The sequence below is a fragment of the Methylomarinovum caldicuralii genome (assembly GCF_033126985.1).
Taxonomy (GTDB): domain Bacteria; phylum Pseudomonadota; class Gammaproteobacteria; order Methylococcales; family Methylothermaceae; genus Methylohalobius; species Methylohalobius caldicuralii.
The window spans coordinates 1,201,063-1,217,724 of the sequence record NZ_AP024714.1; the positions used below are offsets into that span (position 1 = coordinate 1,201,063).

Annotated in this window: 15 protein-coding genes; 6 read left to right on the forward strand and 9 right to left on the reverse strand. The window is 65.7% G+C overall.

Annotated features, from left to right (window positions below; genetic code table 11):
* Window position 1 precedes the first annotated feature (1 nt).
* Complete coding sequence (locus tag MCIT9_RS06240; protein WP_317706543.1) at window positions 2–1,741, forward strand: methyl-accepting chemotaxis protein; 1,740 nt, start codon at window positions 2–4, stop codon at window positions 1,739–1,741.
* Between the two features lie 51 nt (window positions 1,742–1,792).
* On the opposite strand, the gene MCIT9_RS06245 is transcribed toward MCIT9_RS06240, so the two are convergent.
* Genes MCIT9_RS06245 through MCIT9_RS06270 form a run of 6 tightly spaced genes read right to left on the reverse strand, consistent with a single transcriptional unit; the run spans window position 1,793 to window position 8,467 of the window.
* Window positions 1,793–2,083 carry a chaperone modulator CbpM gene (locus tag MCIT9_RS06245; protein WP_317706544.1) on the reverse strand — a complete coding sequence of 97 codons (291 nt, stop codon included), beginning with the start codon at window positions 2,081–2,083 and terminating at the stop codon, window positions 1,793–1,795.
* Window positions 2,084–2,086: 3 nt separating this feature from the next.
* Window positions 2,087–3,037, reverse strand: coding sequence for a DnaJ C-terminal domain-containing protein (locus MCIT9_RS06250; protein WP_317706545.1), 951 nt, complete (start codon window positions 3,035–3,037; stop codon window positions 2,087–2,089).
* 6 nt (window positions 3,038–3,043) lie between these two features.
* Window positions 3,044–3,289 carry a hypothetical protein gene (locus MCIT9_RS06255; RefSeq protein ID WP_317706546.1) on the reverse strand — a complete coding sequence of 82 codons (246 nt, stop codon included), beginning with the start codon at window positions 3,287–3,289 and terminating at the stop codon, window positions 3,044–3,046.
* Between the two features lie 29 nt (window positions 3,290–3,318).
* Window positions 3,319–6,525, reverse strand: coding sequence for a translocation/assembly module TamB domain-containing protein (locus MCIT9_RS06260; RefSeq protein ID WP_317706547.1), 3,207 nt, complete (start codon window positions 6,523–6,525; stop codon window positions 3,319–3,321).
* Complete coding sequence (locus MCIT9_RS06265) at window positions 6,522–8,252, reverse strand: autotransporter assembly complex protein TamA (RefSeq protein ID WP_317706548.1); 1,731 nt, start codon at window positions 8,250–8,252, stop codon at window positions 6,522–6,524. Before MCIT9_RS06265 ends, MCIT9_RS06260 begins: the two co-directional genes overlap by 4 nt.
* A 5-nt stretch (window positions 8,253–8,257) precedes the next feature.
* On the reverse strand, window positions 8,258–8,467 hold the full coding sequence (locus MCIT9_RS06270; RefSeq protein ID WP_317706549.1) for a putative signal transducing protein: 210 nt from the start codon (window positions 8,465–8,467) through the stop codon (window positions 8,258–8,260).
* A gap of 55 nt (window positions 8,468–8,522) precedes the next feature.
* Between MCIT9_RS06270 and MCIT9_RS06275 the strand changes: the two genes are divergently transcribed.
* A complete protein-coding gene (locus tag MCIT9_RS06275) occupies window positions 8,523–9,797 on the forward strand; it encodes a multifunctional CCA addition/repair protein (RefSeq protein WP_317706705.1) in 1,275 nt (424 codons plus the stop codon).
* On the opposite strand, the gene MCIT9_RS06280 is transcribed toward MCIT9_RS06275, so the two are convergent.
* The 3 genes from MCIT9_RS06280 to MCIT9_RS06290 all read right to left on the reverse strand — a co-directional run bounded on the left by MCIT9_RS06280 (window position 9,769) and on the right by MCIT9_RS06290 (window position 11,999).
* Window positions 9,769–10,125, reverse strand: coding sequence for a PilZ domain-containing protein (locus MCIT9_RS06280; protein ID WP_317706550.1), 357 nt, complete (start codon window positions 10,123–10,125; stop codon window positions 9,769–9,771). The genes MCIT9_RS06275 and MCIT9_RS06280 overlap by 29 nt on opposite strands.
* On the reverse strand, window positions 10,115–10,693 hold the full coding sequence (locus MCIT9_RS06285; RefSeq protein ID WP_317706551.1) for an FHA domain-containing protein: 579 nt from the start codon (window positions 10,691–10,693) through the stop codon (window positions 10,115–10,117). The genes MCIT9_RS06280 and MCIT9_RS06285 overlap by 11 nt, the downstream gene beginning before the upstream one ends.
* A 76-nt stretch (window positions 10,694–10,769) precedes the next feature.
* Window positions 10,770–11,999 carry an HlyC/CorC family transporter gene (locus tag MCIT9_RS06290; RefSeq protein ID WP_317706552.1) on the reverse strand — a complete coding sequence of 410 codons (1,230 nt, stop codon included), beginning with the start codon at window positions 11,997–11,999 and terminating at the stop codon, window positions 10,770–10,772.
* 183 nt (window positions 12,000–12,182) lie between these two features.
* On the opposite strand from MCIT9_RS06290, the gene MCIT9_RS06295 reads away from it, so the two are divergent.
* The 4 genes from MCIT9_RS06295 to fliE all read left to right on the forward strand — a co-directional run bounded on the left by MCIT9_RS06295 (window position 12,183) and on the right by fliE (window position 16,657).
* On the forward strand, window positions 12,183–13,583 hold the full coding sequence (locus MCIT9_RS06295) for a sigma-54 dependent transcriptional regulator (protein ID WP_317706553.1): 1,401 nt from the start codon (window positions 12,183–12,185) through the stop codon (window positions 13,581–13,583).
* 99 nt (window positions 13,584–13,682) lie between these two features.
* A complete protein-coding gene (locus MCIT9_RS06300; RefSeq protein ID WP_317706554.1) occupies window positions 13,683–14,897 on the forward strand; it encodes a sensor histidine kinase in 1,215 nt (404 codons plus the stop codon).
* Between the two features lie 20 nt (window positions 14,898–14,917).
* Window positions 14,918–16,246, forward strand: coding sequence for a sigma-54-dependent transcriptional regulator (locus MCIT9_RS06305; RefSeq protein WP_317706555.1), 1,329 nt, complete (start codon window positions 14,918–14,920; stop codon window positions 16,244–16,246).
* 99 nt (window positions 16,247–16,345) lie between these two features.
* A complete protein-coding gene (gene fliE / locus MCIT9_RS06310; RefSeq protein WP_317706556.1) occupies window positions 16,346–16,657 on the forward strand; it encodes a flagellar hook-basal body complex protein FliE in 312 nt (103 codons plus the stop codon).
* Window positions 16,658–16,662: the final 5 nt, after the last annotated feature.

Consider the following 16,662-nt stretch of genomic DNA (forward strand, 5'->3'; position numbering starts at 1 on the left):
GATGAACTGGAATTCCGTCGGCATGCGCCTGGTGTTCGTGGTCTTTGGACTGATCCTCACGGTATCGGTGGTGTTGTTATGGATGTATGCCAGACAGCAGCGCGAGGCGGCCATCGCATCCGAGGTGCGCATGGCCCAGAACGTGATCGAGACGGCGGAGGCGGCCACGGATCAGATCGCCAGGCAGTGGGAAATGGGGATTTTCAGCCCGGAAATGCTGCGCCAGTTTACCGCCCTGCCCGGGGACGAGGCCAAACAGAAAATTCTTGCCACTGTGCCCATCGTCAACGCCTGGGAGATGATTCGCAAAAACTCCGCTGCCAACGGCTACCGCCTGCGCACCCCGCGCCACAACCCCCGCAACCCCGCCAACGCGCCTGACGCCCTGGAGGCCGAGGCGCTGGCCTATTTCAAGCAGCACCCGGAGGCTCAGGCTTATCAGGTGGTGGACGAGAAAACCAACACCCTGCATTATTTCCGCCCGGTGCGGCTGCAACAGCAATGTCTGGTCTGCCACGGGGATCCGCGCAATTCCCTGGCGCTGTGGGGGCGCGACGACGGCAAGGACGTTCTCGGTTATCCGATGGAAGGCAAAAGGGCCGGCGATCTGCACGGCGCTTTCGAGATCATCTCTCCCCTTGACGACAGTGATGCCGTCATCGCCGCCAACCTCTGGAAGGCAATCGGCCTGATCGGGCTGGCGGCGCTGCTGGTGGGCGGCAGCCTGTTTTTCACCGCCAAACGCATGGTTGTCGAGCCTCTCACCCAGCTGGGGCTGAAGCTTCAGGATATCGCCGGCGGCAGCGGCGATCTCACCGCCCGCCTGGAGGTCAAGGGCAACACCGAGTTCGCCTGGATCGCACACAGCTTCAATCAGTTCGTCAAGAAGCTGCGCAACACAGTGTTGACGGTGCAGGACTCGGCCCATAATCTGGCCCAGGAAAGCGAGAATCTTCATAAAGTGTCGGCCGAAACCGGCGAGCGGGCAACCTGCCAGCGCGGGGAGATCCAGCACCTGGTGACGATGATGGAGCAGATGTCGGCCGCGGTTCAGGAGATCGCCGAGAATACCGCGAAGGCGGCGGAAAACGCGCAGGCGACCGACCAGGAAACCCAGGCTGGCCGGCAGGTGGTGCTGGCGGCGATCGAGAAGATCGACCGGCTGGCCGTGGAGGTGGACAAGGCAGCCCAGGTGCTCAAGGAGCTGGAGAAGGACAGCGACAGCATCGGCGAGGTGCTGAAGATCATCGGCGACATCGCCGATCAGACCAACCTGCTGGCGCTGAACGCCGCCATCGAAGCGGCCCGGGCCGGGGAGCAGGGCCGGGGCTTTGCAGTGGTGGCCGAGGAGGTCCGCACCCTGGCGAGCCGGACCCAAGAATCCACCGCCGAGATCCAAAGCACCATCGAACGCCTGCGCAACCGCGCCCGTCAGGCGGTGGGCGTCATCGACCAGAGCAAGGAACAGGCCCAGGCCAGCAAGGAGGAAGCCCACGGTGTCAACACCGTGCTGGAAAGCATCACCCGGATGATGAACGATGTGCGGGAGATGAACACCCAGATCGCCAGCGCCGTCGAAGAGCAGAGCATGGTGAGCGCTGAGGTCAGCCGGAACGTCGCCGGCATCAGCGAAGGCGTGGAGGAAACCTGCGCCCGGATGGAGGAAACCCGCCAGGCGGTCGCTTCCCTGCGGGAAGACGCCGAAAATCTCAATCAGGCGGTCAATCAGTTCCGTACCTGAGACGCGGAACGATCCGAAGCGGAAAGGCCGGGGGTTCCCCGGCCTTTTTCGTCAGCGCCGGGTGCGGCGCAGTTCCTCCAGCAGATCCAGCACCAGGGCGGCGCCGGGAGGATTGACCCCCAGGTCCTGCGCCAGCCGCAGAGCGGTGCGCAGGCGCTCGAAGGCGACGGCGTCGAACCACCACTGGGTCGGTTCCGGTCCGCCCTGGGGTTCGAGCACGCCCTGATCCACCAGCTCGATCACGCGTTCGGCGCTGACCTCGAAGATCCGGCACACCTCCACCAGGGTGATGCGGAAGTTCTCGTCCAGGATCACGCCCGTGAAAACCTTTTCCTGCAGCATCGCTTACACCCCCATGCCTTGACGCGGGTTGAACGGCATCTTGCGGGCCATCTCCTCGTAGAAGCGCTTCTTGTCCTCGGTGTCCGCCGGCGGGGTGTGGATCTTGAGGATCACGTACTGATCCCCCGCAGGCGTCCCCGGAAGCCCCTTGCCCTTGAGGCGCAGTTTGCGGTCGGTCTGGGAACCGGGCGGAATCCTCAATTCCACTTTGCCTTCCAGGGTCGGCACCGGCACCTTGGCGCCCAACGCCGCCTCCCAGGGGGTGACGGGCAGGTCCAGGTAAATGTCCTTGCCCTCCACCTTGAACCAGCGGTGGGGCTTGAAGTGGACCTCCAGATACAGATCCCCGGCAGGTCCTCCGCCCATGCCCGGGGCGCCCTGGCCGGCGAGGCGGATCTTCTGGCCCTCGCGGATGCCTTTGGGGATTTTGACCTGCAGACGCTTCTGCTTGTCCACCAGGCGGCCGGTGGCCGGATCGACCTCCGGCACGCTCAGGGTCAGGGTCTGGGTGGCGCCGCGATAGGCATCCTCAAGATCGATGTAAACCTTGGCGTGCAAGTCTTCCCCCCGCATGCGGAATCCGCTCCGGGCCCGGCCGCGGCGAAAGCCACCGCCCCCGAAGAGCGCCTCGAAGAATTCGCTGAAGTCGGCGGTCCGGCCCCCCTCGGTGTAGCCCCCGCCGCCGAAGCCGAACTGTTCCTCCCAGCCCGGCGGCGGCTGGAACCCCTGACCTTCCTTCCAGTGGGCGCCGAACTGGTCGTAAGCCTTGCGTTTTTCCGGGTCCTTGAGGACTTCGTAGGCTTCGTTGACTTCCTTGAACTTCTCCTCGGCGTCCGGCTCCTTGCTCACGTCCGGATGGTACTTGCGCGCCAGCTTGCGGTAGGCGCGCTTGATCTCGTCCTGGGAGGCATCCCGGGAAACCCCCAGGATTTTGTAATAGTCCTTGTATTCCATAAATTTTTACAGCCCTTCGCTTGAAAACAGCACCACCTGATCGCCGATGAAACGTACCGTGATCTTCCGTTCGCCTTCCTGCCAGGTGCAGCTTTTGGCGTTGAGGACCGCCTCGCACCGGTCCGGTTCCCCGAGCAACTGTACGACTTCCTGCCAGGTCATGCCCAGCTCGAGCTTGTCGTAATTTTCCGGCGTCACCTTGCTGCAGGCGGCCAAGGTCAGCAGCAGGAAGGCAAGGATGGCGATACGCATGGCGAACCTCTCTATAGATTGTGGTCGGATCAGTCGGTTTCAAGGGTGTAGAAAAGATCGACGCTCCGGGTCTGGCCGGCGCGTCCCTCCAGGAGCAGGTTGCGCCACAGGCGGTAACGCACCAGCATTTCCCCGGCACCGGAGAACACGTCGAAAGCATAACCCAGGTACAGGGTCGGTGTCAGATATCGGCCCAGGGTCAAAAATCCTTCTTCGAATTCCACCTGGGCGATCTGTCCCAGCCCCAGATCCTGGAGATAGCCAAGACCCAGGGAGGCGGCCGCCTGGACCAGGGCCTGGCGGCCGCTGCCGCCGTTCTGCTGCCTGAGCCTTTTGAGGGATCTGCCGGTGAGCAGCCAGGCCAGGGCCTCTTCCTCCTTAATGGGCGGATCGCTGGCGATGCGGATTCTGGGCTCGCGGGCGAAACCTGTCACCTCCAGGGTGACGGTGATGCCTTCACGCCGGATCCGGCGGCGGACGCGGAGGTCGATGGCCGGGTTGTCGATGGGTCCGGAAAAGATGATGCGGCCCGAGTCGATGGCCAGCTTCTGGCCGTAGGCGGCGAATTTCCCGTCCACCAGCCGGATCGTGCCCTCGGCCCGGGGCAATGGAGGGCGGTAGGTGAGCAGCAGCTCCCCGCTAAGGCGGCTGTCGATGCCATACCCTTCGAAGAACACGGCCTCTCCCAGAACCAGGCGGACGCGGGCGGTCAGGTTCAGGGGCGGGCGTTTGGCGGGCGGGGGGCGGCCGAGGATCACCTCGTCACCGGAAACCGTCACCATCTCCGGTTCCTGGCCCGGCAGCAGGGTCTTTTGCATCACCAGCCGGGCCTCGGGGACGCGCACCAGGCCGGTTATTTCCATCTTGCCGCCTTTGGCGTGCAGGCGCAGATCCGGGGAGATCCGGACCTTGGCCTGGGGGAGGTCGGCGGCCAGAAAGCGTTCCCCCTGCAGGTTCAGATTCGCCAGGCTGTCCTGCGGATTCCAGATGCCTGTCAGCCGCAGGCTGCCGCCGCCGGAGGTTGCGCCGCCCCGGATCGCGATGCGCTCTCCGGTGCCGGTGGCGTGGATTTCCACCTGTTCCAGACGGATGCCGGCATCGGCGACGGTGGTGGCGGCGTCGGTGAGATCCAGCCGGCCGCGCAGCCGGGGGTGTTCCCAGGTGCCGGCGATCCAGGTTTCGCCCTGCAGGCGGCCCTCAAGGGATTCCAGCCGGGGAACGAGTGCCTGAAGCGGGGCCAGGCTGCCGACTCGCACCCCGACCCGGCCTTCCAGATCGTGGGTGTCGAGGCGGGTTTCGATGTGGGCTTCGAGGCCGCCTTGGGGCAGGGGCAGCACCATGTCAGCCTGCAGAAACGGGTCTTCAAGCGCCGCCTCGCCCTTGCCGCTGGAAAGATCCAGGCGCAGAGGGGCGCCGGTGCTGGTGGCGGTTTCCAGGACGGCCTCCTCCAGCTGCCAGGCTAGGGTGGCGCGGCGTTTTTCCCCGCTCTGACGAAAGCTGAACCGCCCGGTCAGAGCGCCCCGGATTTTGGTTTCCGGCAGCAGGGGTTGGAGCAGACTCAAGGGAACATGCTCGATGGTTCCGTCCCAGGCGGCAGCGCCGGGACGCCAGCCGCCCCGGGCGGTGATGACGGCAAACCCCTGGGGATTTCGGGCCTCGAGCCGCAGCCGGTGGGCGGCCGGGCTGCCGCTGCCGGTGAGTGAGATCGCTTGCCAGGTCAGGTTGTCGAGCCTGAGCTGCTGCATTTCTAGGCGGAGGTGGCCGGCCGGGTCGTCAGGGTGGCCTGCAGCCTCCAGGTTCAGGACGGCGATGCGGAGGCTGCGGTCCCAGGACAGATTTTGCCCCTTCAGTTGCGCCGTCAGCCGGGGGCGGCGGCGCTCCCCCTCGAGACGGCCTCGGCCGCTCACCCGGCCGCGCAGGCGGGGGTCGAGGCGATCGAGGCGGGGGGCGTCCAGTTGCAGGCCCAGGTCCAAGCGGTCGCCGGCCCGGCCCTCCAGGTGCAGGCGGTTGCCGCCCCACTCGAGCTGGAACGCCTTGGCCTCGAGGTCGCCTTTCCGGTAGCGGATCCGCCCTTTGGCCTCCAGGGGCTGGCGGCGCAGGGTGCCCCTGAGGGTTTCGATGTCCGCCTCCACGGCCAGAACCGGGGCCAGGGCGCCCTGGACGGCGGCGGTCAGGGACAGCCGGCCGGGCCAGTCCTGGCGCCAGACGCCCGGGTCCAGGTCCCGGCCTTCCAGGGTCAGCTGCCAGGCAAGCGCCGGCTGCCAGGCCACTTTTCCCCGGATGGTCAGGTGTCCTGATTTTCCTTCCGCCGTCAGGGGATCGAAGGTCAGGGATTCCAGATTGCCGCGGCCGCTCAGGTCGATGCGGGTGGGGGGGAGCTGTTTGCCGCGCACCTGGGTCTGCAGACTCAGGCGGTAGTCCTCCAGGGTGCCCGTGAGCCGGTAGCGGCCGGCGCCGGCGCGCCATTCCCCGCCATCAGGCGGCCAGGCGAGCTGTTCCCAGCCGCCGGCAAGGTCCAGCTGCGGCGTTTCCAACGGATTCTGAATGCTTCCTGCGGTGGTGACGGCGAAGGGGGCCTGGAAGCGGTGGTCCAGTTCCAGCCGCCGCAGGTTTCCCCGTAGGATGGCCCGGCCCTGGAAGCTGGGTTCTCCAGCGTAGGTCCAGTCCGCTACCATATTTAGGGGGTAGTCGTCCTCGAGGCGCAGCCGCCCGCCGCCCGCCAAGGTCAGTGCGCCCATTTGTCCCTCGAGACGGGTCAGATCCAGGCGGCTGCCCTCCAAAGTGGCGGCCAGGGAGAGCCGCTCCAGCACGGTGCGGCTTTCTCCCTGCTGCACGACAAATCCGGTGACATCCAGGGCGCGGAGCTCGATCCTCAGGGGCAGGGTCACCGCCGGCAGGGTGATTGCGGCCGCTTCCCCGCTCTCCGGCAGCACGATTTCCGGGTCGGTCAGGGTCAGGCGCTCGATGGTGAGGCAGCGCCGGCGCAGATCCAGGGGCCGCCAGGAAAGCGCCAGCCGCCGGCTGCGGGCCTGAATCTCCGGGGTGTGGTAGGTCACTTCCTCCAGGGTGAGGGTCTTTAGCAGGATGCCTTCGATCCGCCCGATTTCCACAGCCGGGAGCAGCCGGTCCGCCAGTCGCAGCAGCGCCCGGGTGCCCCCTTCGGTGGCCGCAAGGCCCAGGAATGCCGCCGGCAGCCCCAGAACCAGCAACAGCAGGCTGAATAGCAGTCGTCTCACAGCAGCGCCCCGAAGGTGAAGTGGATACGCAGGTCCGCTTCATCATGGATCACCGGCGTGGCCAGATCCAGACGCAGCAGCCCCACCGGAGAGAACCAGCGCAGCCCCACCCCGGCGCCGAAGCGGGTGGCGCGCCCCAGCCCGCTGAAACCATCGTAGGCGTTGCCGGCGTCGAAAAAGGCCGCCACCCCCCAGTTGCCCCAGACCATTTGCTCGTATTCCCAGCTGATGACGCCCAGATAACGCCCCCCGACCACCTTGCCTTCCGCATTCCTGGGTCCCAGGCGCTGGTAGCCGTAGCCGCGGATGCTGTCGTCGCCCCCGGCGAAGAAGCGGAAGCTGGCGGGCACGTTGGCAAAGCGGGTCGACTTCAGCGCTCCCATCTCCCAGCGGTGCACCAGGCGCGCCCGCCAGGGCAGCGGCCAGACGTATTTGCCCCACAACCGCAGGCGGCCGAACTGGACCGCGTTCCCGCTCAGCGTGGCGCCTCCCTGGACAGTGAAATCGAATTTGAAGCCGCGGGTGATGCGGCCGTTCACCTCCTTGGCCTGCCTTCGGCTCCAGCTGGCCTGGGGCAGCAGCAGCAGGGACTGGACCGGATCCTCGCCGCCGGTCCGCGAACGTTCGTAGTTGAGTTTCAGGGACAAGGTCTCGTTCCAGCGGTCGCGGGGATGGACGTAAGCGGCGTTGAGGGCGGCCTGATGCGAGGTGAAAGTGTCCAGATTCTGACGCCGCAGGCCGGCGTCCAGCTGCAGGTGTTCCCGCAGGGGATCGGCCAGGGGGATGCGGTAGCCGGCGCGCAGGCTGGCGTCGATGAAGGAGAGCCGCAGGTCGCTGTTCCATCTGTGGCCGCGGCGATTGAGGTAGCGGTCCTGGTAGCTGAAGGTCAGGCGGGGGCCGGTGTTGGTGTCGAAGCCGAGGCCGAAGCGGTACTGGCGGCGCTTTTGCGGTTCCAGGGTGACGGTCACCGGCACCTCCGGCCTTGGTTGCGGCCGGGGGTGGGTTTTGACCCGCACGGCGGTGAAATAACCGCTGTCGCTCAGGCGACGGTGCAACAGGGCCAGGCGTTCTGCCTCGTAGGGATCGCCTGGTTTCACGTTGAGATAGCGGCGCACGAAGTCCGGGTCGAGGATGTCCTGCCGGATTTCGATGGCGCCGATGCGGTAGCGGGGGCCCGAATCGAAAACCAGACGGATGAAGGCGCGGTTGCTGCGGGGGTCCACCTCAAGCCGGTGTACCCGGAAGCGGGCGTCGAAATAGCCCCGCCGCAGCGCCAGGTTCTGGAAAGTCAGCTTCAGCGCTTCGTAGCGGTCGTGGCGGAGCGGATCGCCGGGGCGCAGGGGCAGGTTGCGGCGTAGGCGTTCGAACTCCGGATCTTCGGCCGCCTCTCCTTCGATCTGGAGATCGACGGCGGCGATGTGGACCCGGGGGCCGGGATCGACCTGCAGCAGTAGTTCCCAGCACTCGCCGCTGCGCTGGAATGCCAGCTTTTCGATGCGGGCGTGGTAGTAGCCCAGGGCCCGGGCGGCGGCATCCACCTCCTTGGCGATGCGCTTTCGCAGCCGCTGCCGCCCCGCCGGGGGCAGGTTGCAGGGTTGGTCGGAAAGGTTGAGATGGGCCCGGATGTTTTCCCGCAGCGCTTCCGTGCCGCCCTGGATGTGGATCCGGGGCTGGGGGCTTGCGGCGCAGCAGGCGGCAAAGGCCAGCAGCAACAAAAACCGTCGCATCCGTTTCAGGTGTTTCGGTAGGCTTCCAGCAACCTGCGCGCCTGCTCGCTTTCCTCGTCCTCGACCCACAGGCGCACCAGACCGCTGACCGGCAGCTGACCGATGCCACCCTGAAGGTAGTAGCCGCTGACATGGACGGTCAGGCCGTGCTGTTCCAGATAGTCTTTGACGATGTGGGCGTCGAGGATGTCGTCGGCCTCGTAGACGGGCTGCATGAGGTCACGGATGGGTGGGTTAAAATAATGCATTCTATCAAGCAGGAACAGGATGATGCAGGTCTATCTGGTCGGGGGGGCGGTGCGCGACAAGCTTTTGGGGCTGCCGGTGAAGGAACGCGACTGGGTGGTCGTCGGCGAGACCCCGGAAAGCATGGAAAGACGCGGCTTCAAGCGGGTCGGCCGGGATTTTCCCGTCTTCCTCCATCCCGAAACCCACGAGGAGTACGCCCTGGCCCGGACCGAGCGCAAGGTGGCCCCGGGCCACCGCGGCTTTGTGGTCCACGCCTCGCCGGAGGTGCCCCTGGAGGAGGATCTAAGGCGCCGCGATCTGACCATCAACGCCATGGCGATGACGCCGGACGGCCGCCTCATCGATCCTTACGGCGGGCTTCGGGACCTGAAGGACCGGGTATTGCGCCACGTGTCCGAGGCGTTCGTGGAAGATCCTCTGCGGGTGCTGCGGGTGGCGCGCTTTGCCGCCAAGCTGGCCCATCTGGGATTCCAGGTGGCGCCGGAAACCCTGGCGCTGATGCGGCAAATGGTGGCTGCCGGCGAGGTCGACGCCCTGACCCCGGAGCGGGTCTGGCAGGAGCTGGTCAAGGCGCTGGCGGAAAGGACACCGGCCCGGTTTTTCGAGGTGCTGCGCGAGTGCGGCGCCAACGCCCGCCTGTTTCCCGAGATCGAGCGGCTTTTCGGGGTGCCGCAGCCAGTGCAGTGGCATCCGGAGATCGACACCGGCATCCATACCCTGATGGCCTTGACCGCGGCGGCGCGGTTGACACCCGACACCGTCACCCGTTTCGCCGCTCTGACCCACGATCTGGGCAAGGGGCTGACCCCGCCGGAGATGTGGCCCAGTCACCGCGGCCACGAACAGCGCGGTCTCGAACCGCTGGCACAACTGTGCCAGCGCCTGAAGGCACCGCGCGCCTACCACCGTCTCGCCCGCAAGGTCATGCAGTATCACGGGCTGTGCCACCGGGTCTTCGAGCTCAAGCCTGCCACCATCGTCGAGGTGCTCTACCAGCTCGACGTCCTGCACGAGGACCGGGATTTCGAGCCGTTTCTCAAGGCCTGCGAGGCAGACGTGCGCGGCCGCAAGGGCTGGGAGGACAAGCCCTATCCCCAGGCCGACTGGTGGCGGGCGCTGCGGCGGGCGGCGCTGGCGGTCCGGGCCGGCGAGCTGGTGGCCAAGGGGCTCAGGGGGGAAGCGCTGGGAATCGAGCTGCGCCAGGCGCGTATCCGGGCGGTGGCGGCGGAAAAACGGCGGTTGCAGGCGAGCCGCCGGGATGATGTGCTCACCCAGGTGCCGGACAAAGCGCCTTGAAGTCGCGCTCCAGCAGCGCGCTGTCGCCGAGATTCAGTTCCACCAGGCGGCGCAGCTCGCTCAGATCCTCCAGGCTGATATGCTCGCAGGCGAAACCGGCCCGCTCGCCCTGGTGGTGAACCCGGCGCAGGTGCAGGGTGATGCAGTGGCCGGGCGTCAGCTCGATTTCCAGACGCCCGCGTGGAGGGAGGGGGGCGTCGGCCTGCAGCAGGCAGCCCTGCAGGGAAAGATCGACGATCCTGCAGGTGAACGCCCGTCCGTCGCCGTGGAAGCGGGCGGGAGCCTGGAACAGAATGCGGTGATAACGCCGTTTGTCCTCAGATGACATCGAACAGCAGCCGGTTGCCGTTGATCTCGATGATGTCGCCCGGTTTCAGGGAGACGGTCCGGTCTCCCAGCGGTTCGCCGTTGAGGCGGATGGCATCGCCCTGCTCCAGGCTGGAGAGATAGAAGCCCTGTTTGCGGCGGGCGACCACGGCGATGCTGTCGCCGGCCTTGCCGAGACGGGTGAGGGCGCGTTTCAGGGGGACGATGCGGCCGATGTTCTTGCCGTTGAGAAACTGCAGGGTAGCCTCCGGCGGTTTGGGGGCATGGGTGTCCGCTGGGCTGTCGTCGTGGAACAGCAGTGTGTGTTCGCCCAGCTGGATGCGGTCGCCGTCACGGAGGGCGTGCTGATCGACGACATGGCCGTTGACCGTGACTGGCTGAGGGCTCGCCTCGCAGAACAGCCGCGGACCGGAAGGGTGTTCCAGGTCGATGATGATCTGTTTGCCGGCCACTGCCGGGCTGTCGATGCGGATGGTGTTGTCGGGATCCCGGCCGACGGTCAGGATGCCCTCGTGGCAATGATGAATCTCGAGCGGATTGCCGTGGAAACTGACGGTCAGCTTCGCCATGCGCGCCCCTTGACTGACAGGTGTTGGGTTTTTCTGAAAAGTATAGACCATGCCGGCGGCGCAGGCCGCTATCCGCTCATTTCTGCGGGTAGATTCTCACTTTGCCGACCACGTTGCCTTCCATTTCCAGGATTTCGACCTTGAAGCCGTTCAGGCGCAGGCTGGTGCCGGGGCTGGGGATGGTTTCCAGATGTTCCATGATCAGACCGTTGAGGGTCTTGGGGCCGGCGGTGGGCAGCTCCCAGCCGGTGACGCGGTTGAGCTCCCGGATCGAGATGCCGGCATCGACGATGTAGCTGCCGTCCTTCTGCGGTTGCACCAGACTCTCATCCTCGGTCAGCTCGCCCACCAGCTCCTGGATGATGTCGGTCAGGGTCACCAGGCCGATGACGTCGCCGTACTCGTCCACCACCAGGGCGAAGCGCTTGTGGTGCTTCTTGAAATCCACCAGCAGCTGGTGCAGGGGCGTGTTTTCCGGCACGAAGTGGATCTCGTCCAGGTTCTGGCGCAGGGTTTCCTTGTCGAAGGCGTCGGCCGGAATCTTCGGCAGCAGTTTGCGGAGATGAAGCAGGCCGATGACGTTGTCGATGCTTTTTTTGAAGACCGGCAGGCGGGTGTGGCGGCTGTTTTTGATCTGTTCGATGATGGTTTCGATGGGGTCGTCGAGATCGATGCCGCAGATTTCCTGGCGCGGTATCATCACGTCCTCCACCGTGGCGCTTTCCAGGTCCAGGATGGTCAGGAGCATGTTGTGATAGCGCTCCGGCAGGCGGGCGCCGGCCTCGGCGACCACGGTGCGCAGCTCCTCCGCCGACAGCACGTTGGCCGGGGATTGCTTCAGGCGGATCCCCAGCAGGCGCAGGAAGAGGTTGGTGATCAGGTTGACCAGCCACACCAGGGGATACAACAGCCGCAGCAGCGGCAGCAGGATCCAGACCGCGGTGAAGGCCACTTTTTCCGGGTGGGTGGCGGCCAGGGTCTTGGGGGCCACCTCGGCGAAGATCAGGATCACCAGGGTCAAAATTCCGGCAGCGATGGCGATGCCGGCCTCGCCGTAGAGACGTAGGGCGATCACCGTGGTCAGCGAGGAGGCGAGAATGTTGACGAAATTGTTGCCCAGCAGGATCAGCCCGATCAGACGGTCGGGGCGTTGCAGCAGTTTCTGGGCGCGCAGGGCGCTGGGATGCTTCTGCTTGGCCAGATGCTGCAGGCGGTAGCGGTTGAGGGCCATCAGGGCGGTTTCCGAACCGGAAAAGAAGGCAGAAAGCAGGATCAGAACCCCCAGGGCGCTGAACAATAGGCTCAAAGGGAGGTCGTTCAACAAAGGCGGGATCACTCCATAAAATAAAAAACTAAGGGAATCTGTTTTCTAAGGCCCGGGGGGTGTGATGTCAAGTTTTGCCGTGTGAGCGGGTGACGGATTTTTGACTTTCCCGGCGCGGGATGCTTTACTTTGCCCGCTGCGAACGAGTCATTCTGTTAGCCAGCCATGAATTTGCAATCGCTACTGCTGGTGGCTCCCGAGACGGAGGACCGCCGCCAGATCCAGGCTGTCCTTGAGTTTTGCGAATACCCGGTGGTCACCGCGGCTCCCGACGAGCTCGAGCAAATCCTGCCCGAGGCCGGGGACTTCCGTACCGCCATCATCGCCGCCTCCCAGGGGCTGGCCAGGACGGTCCAGACCCTGAAACGCCACAGTCCCGCCACCCCGCTGGTGGTGCTGCGCCGCCGCGGGGAGGGGGGGAGTCTGCCGACCGGGGTGGTGGCAGACGTGACCGCGACGCTGGACTGGCCCACCACGTATCCGCTCCTGACCGAACTGCTGCAGCGCCTGCTGCGCGAGCGGGAAACGAAAAAACCGCGCCGGCCGATGGAACTGTTCCGCAGCCTCTCCGGCGACAGTCCTGCCATCCGCCAGACCCGGCGTCTCATCGAGCAGGTGGCCGACACCGACGTGACGGTGCTGATCTTGGGGGAGTCGGGCACCGGCAAGGAAGTGGTCGCGCGCAACCTGCACTATCACTCCTCACGGCGCAACAAGCCCTTCGTCCCCGTCAACTGCGGGGCCATCCCGGCGGAACTGCTGGAAAGCGAGTTGTTCGGTCACGAGAAGGGGGCCTTCACCGGCGCCCTCAGCGCCCGCCAGGGGCGTTTCGAGATGGCCGAAGGCGGCACCCTGTTCCTAGACGAGATCGGCGACATGCCGCTCAACATGCAGGTCAAGCTGTTGCGGGTGTTGCAGGAGCGCTGTTTTGAACGGGTCGGCAGCAACCGCAGCATCCAGTGCGACGTGCGCGTGATCGCCGCCACCCACCGCAATCTTGAGGAGGAAATCCGCGCCGGCCGTTTCCGCGAGGACCTTTATTACCGTCTCAACGTCTTCCCCATCGAGGTGCCGGCCTTGCGTGAGCGGGGCGAGGACATTCCGGCGCTGGTTGCCGATCTCATCGCCCGGATCGAAAACGAAAAGCGCGGTTCGGTGCGCCTCACCGCCGCGGCCCTGGAAGTCCTCAAACGCTACGACTGGCCCGGCAACGTCCGCGAACTGGCCAATCTGATCGAGCGCCTGGCGGTTCTCTATCCCTACGGCGTGGTCGATGTCTCCGACCTGCCGGAGAAGATCCTGCGCAAAGTCGACGCTGCGCCGCCACCGAAGCCGCCGACGGAGGCCCCGTTGCCGTCCGCCGCACCTGCAGCGACGCTGCCGGAGGAAGGGCTCGATCTCAAGCAGCATATCAGCAGTCTGGAGAAGGAACTGATCCGTCAGGCCCTGGAGGAGACCGGCGGTGTCGTCGCCCACGCCGCCAAGCGCCTGAAAATGCGTCGCACCACCCTGGTGGAGAAGCTGCGCAAATACGGCCTCCGCGGCGAGGATGCGGCGGAAATTTGACGCCCCCTTCCGTAACCGCCTGATGCGACAGGCAGTTATTTTTTGGCATCACTCCTGCATTCATCCCGGTGGAAACGGATGAACCGCTGTGAGTGAGCCGTGATCGATCTTGACACCCTGGACAGTCCGGAAAAGCTCAAACAGGCCTTCGAGGTCTTCAACCAGCTGTCCCAAACCCTGACGGACTCCTACCGTGAACTGGAGAACCAGGTCGCGCGCCTGAACCGGGAGCTGGCCGCCGCCCGTAGCGAGCGCCTCAAGACCCTGACCGAGAAGGAGCAGCTCGCCAACAAGCTGCAGCGTCTGCTGGAGGCCCTGCCCGGCGGAGTGGTGGTGGTCGACGACGAGGGCGTGGTGGTCGAGTGCAACCCGGCCGCGGTGCAGTTGCTGGGGGAGCCGTTGCTGGGGGAACGCTGGGACGACATCGTCGCCCGCAGCTTCGCCGCCGGCTGCGACAATCCCCACGAGCGCCGTCTGCGCAACGGTCGTATCGTCAGCATCTCGGCGCGTTCCCTGGGGGAGACGCCGGGACAGATCCTGCTGCTTGCCGACATCAGCGAGATGCGCGCCCTCCAGGATCTGGTGGATCAGCACAAGCGGCTGTCGGCGATGGGAGAAATGGTGGCGAGCATGGCCCATCAGGTCCGCACCCCCCTGGCGGCGGCGATACTGTACGCCTCGCAATTGGGCAGTCCCCATCTGGAGGAAAACCAGCGTAAGCGTTTCAGTCAGCGGATTCTGGAACGGCTGCGCCATCTGGAACGCCAAGTCAACGACATGCTGATCTTCGCCCGCGAGGGGCGCTTCGTCACCGACCGGATCCGGGTGGGGGATTTCTTGTGCCGCCTGCGTGAGGCCGCAGAACCCCATTTCGCCACCACCGACGCGCGTCTGGAAAGCGTCAGCGACTGCGACGACGAAGTGTTCCTCGGCAACGCCGAAGCGCTGTCGGGCGCCTGCCTCAACCTGCTCACCAACGCCCTGGAGGCGCTCAGGGGGCGGGGGCGGGTCCAGATCAAAGCCGAACCAGCCGGCGTGGACGGGTGGTGTCTCAGCGTCAGTGACGACGGGCCCGGGATCGAACCTGCGGTCAGGACGCGGATCTTCGAGCCATTCTACACCACCCGCCCCAACGGCACCGGTCTGGGGCTGGCGGTGGTCGACGGCATCGTCAAGGCCCATGGCGGGCGGGTGAGCTGCGACAGCGAACCGGGCAGGGGCACGACCTTCCGCATTTATCTGCCGCTGGCCTCGCAGGCGGTGCCGCTGGCCAGCGGTGGGGATTTCCAAAGCCGGCCGCTGCCGATGCTGTGACGATGACAGGAGAAGGCAAGATGTCTAGCTGGGATGTATTGATTGTCGAAGACGACCGGGCGCTGTGCGAAGCCCTGCGGGAAACCCTGACGCTCTCCGGCTGGCGGGTCGCCACCGCTGCGGACGGCGTCGAGGCTCTGGCGCGGCTGGAACGCGGGCCGGTGCGTCTGGTGATCAGCGACATCAAAATGGCGCGCATGGACGGCCGCGCCCTGCTGGAGAACATCCGCCGCCGCTGGCCGGACCTGCCGGTGCTGCTGATGACCGCCTACGGCACCATCGAGCAGGCGGTGGAGGTGATCCGCGCCGGGGCCAACGATTACCTGGTCAAGCCGTTCGAGGCCTCGGTGTTGGTGGAGCAGGTCAAACGTTACCTGGCCCTGGCGACCCACGCCCATCAGGAGGCGGTGAAATCGCCGGCCATGCGCCGGGTCTACGAACTGGCCCAGCGGGTCGCGCCCACCGACGCCAGCGTCCTCATTCTCGGGGAATCCGGCAGCGGCAAGGAGGTCATCGCCCGGTATCTGCACCGCCATTCCCGGCGCAGCCGCGGACCTTTCGTCGCCATCAACTGCGCCGCGATTCCGGAGCAGATGCTGGAGGCGGAGCTGTTCGGTTACGAGAAGGGCGCTTTCACCGGCGCGGTCCAGGCCACCCCGGGCAAGTTCGAGCTGGCCCAGGGCGGGACCCTGCTTTTGGACGAGATCTCCGAGATGGCCCCGGCGCTGCAGGCCAAGCTCCTGCGGGTATTGCAGGAGCGTGAGGTGATGCGTCTCGGCGGCCGCCGCACCCTGAAGCTCGACGTGCGCATCCTCGCCACCAGCAACCGCAATCTGCGCGAGGAGGTCAACGCCGGCCGCTTCCGGGAGGATCTGTTCTACCGCATCAACGTCTTTCCTCTGTCGCTGCCGCCGCTGCGGGAGCGCCGTGAGGACATCCCGGCGCTGGCACAGACGCTGCTGGCGCGCCACGCTGGCGGCAAATCCCTGCCGCAGCTGAACGCCGCAGCCCTGGCCAAGCTGCAGCATTATCACTGGCCCGGCAACGTCCGTGAGCTGGAGAACGTGATCCAGCGGGCGCTGATTTTGATGACTGGCGAGGAAATCGGCCCGGAAGCCTTGGTATTCGACGACGCCGAAGTTCCGACGCCGCTGCCGCCGGTGTCGGATTCCCGTCCCGCACGCCTGAACGAAGGGCTGCGCTCGATGGAAGAGCAGATCATCCTCGAGACCCTGAAGCAGGAAAACGGCAGCCGGGCTTCCGCCGCCAGGCGCCTGGGGATCAGCCCCCGGACGCTGCGGTACAAGCTGGCCAAGATGCGTGAAGCGGGAATCGCACTGCCTTGCTGAAAACTGGCGTGAATATTGCTATAAACCCATGCGGGTGATCCGTCGATTGCCGCCCGGCAGACGGAGAACGATTCAAGTGCAGCGACGAGGTAGTGAGCAATGACTCAGATGAACGTCAACGAAGTGCTGGCGCAGCTGCGGGTGCAGCAGGGGCAGGCCACCCAGCGGCAGGAAGACGAGGCCACGACCACCGATTTTGCCGCCTTGCTGAAGAATTCCATCGACACCGTCAACGAAACCCAGCAGCAGGCCAGCGAACTGGCCAGGGCCTTCGAAACCGGGGAGACCGATGTGCCTCTGGCCGAGGTGATGGTGTCGTTGCAGAAGGCGAGCGTTTCCTTCCAGGCGATGGTGGAAGTGCGCAACAAGCTGGTGGAGGCCTACAAAGACATCATGAACATGCAGATGTGATCCTC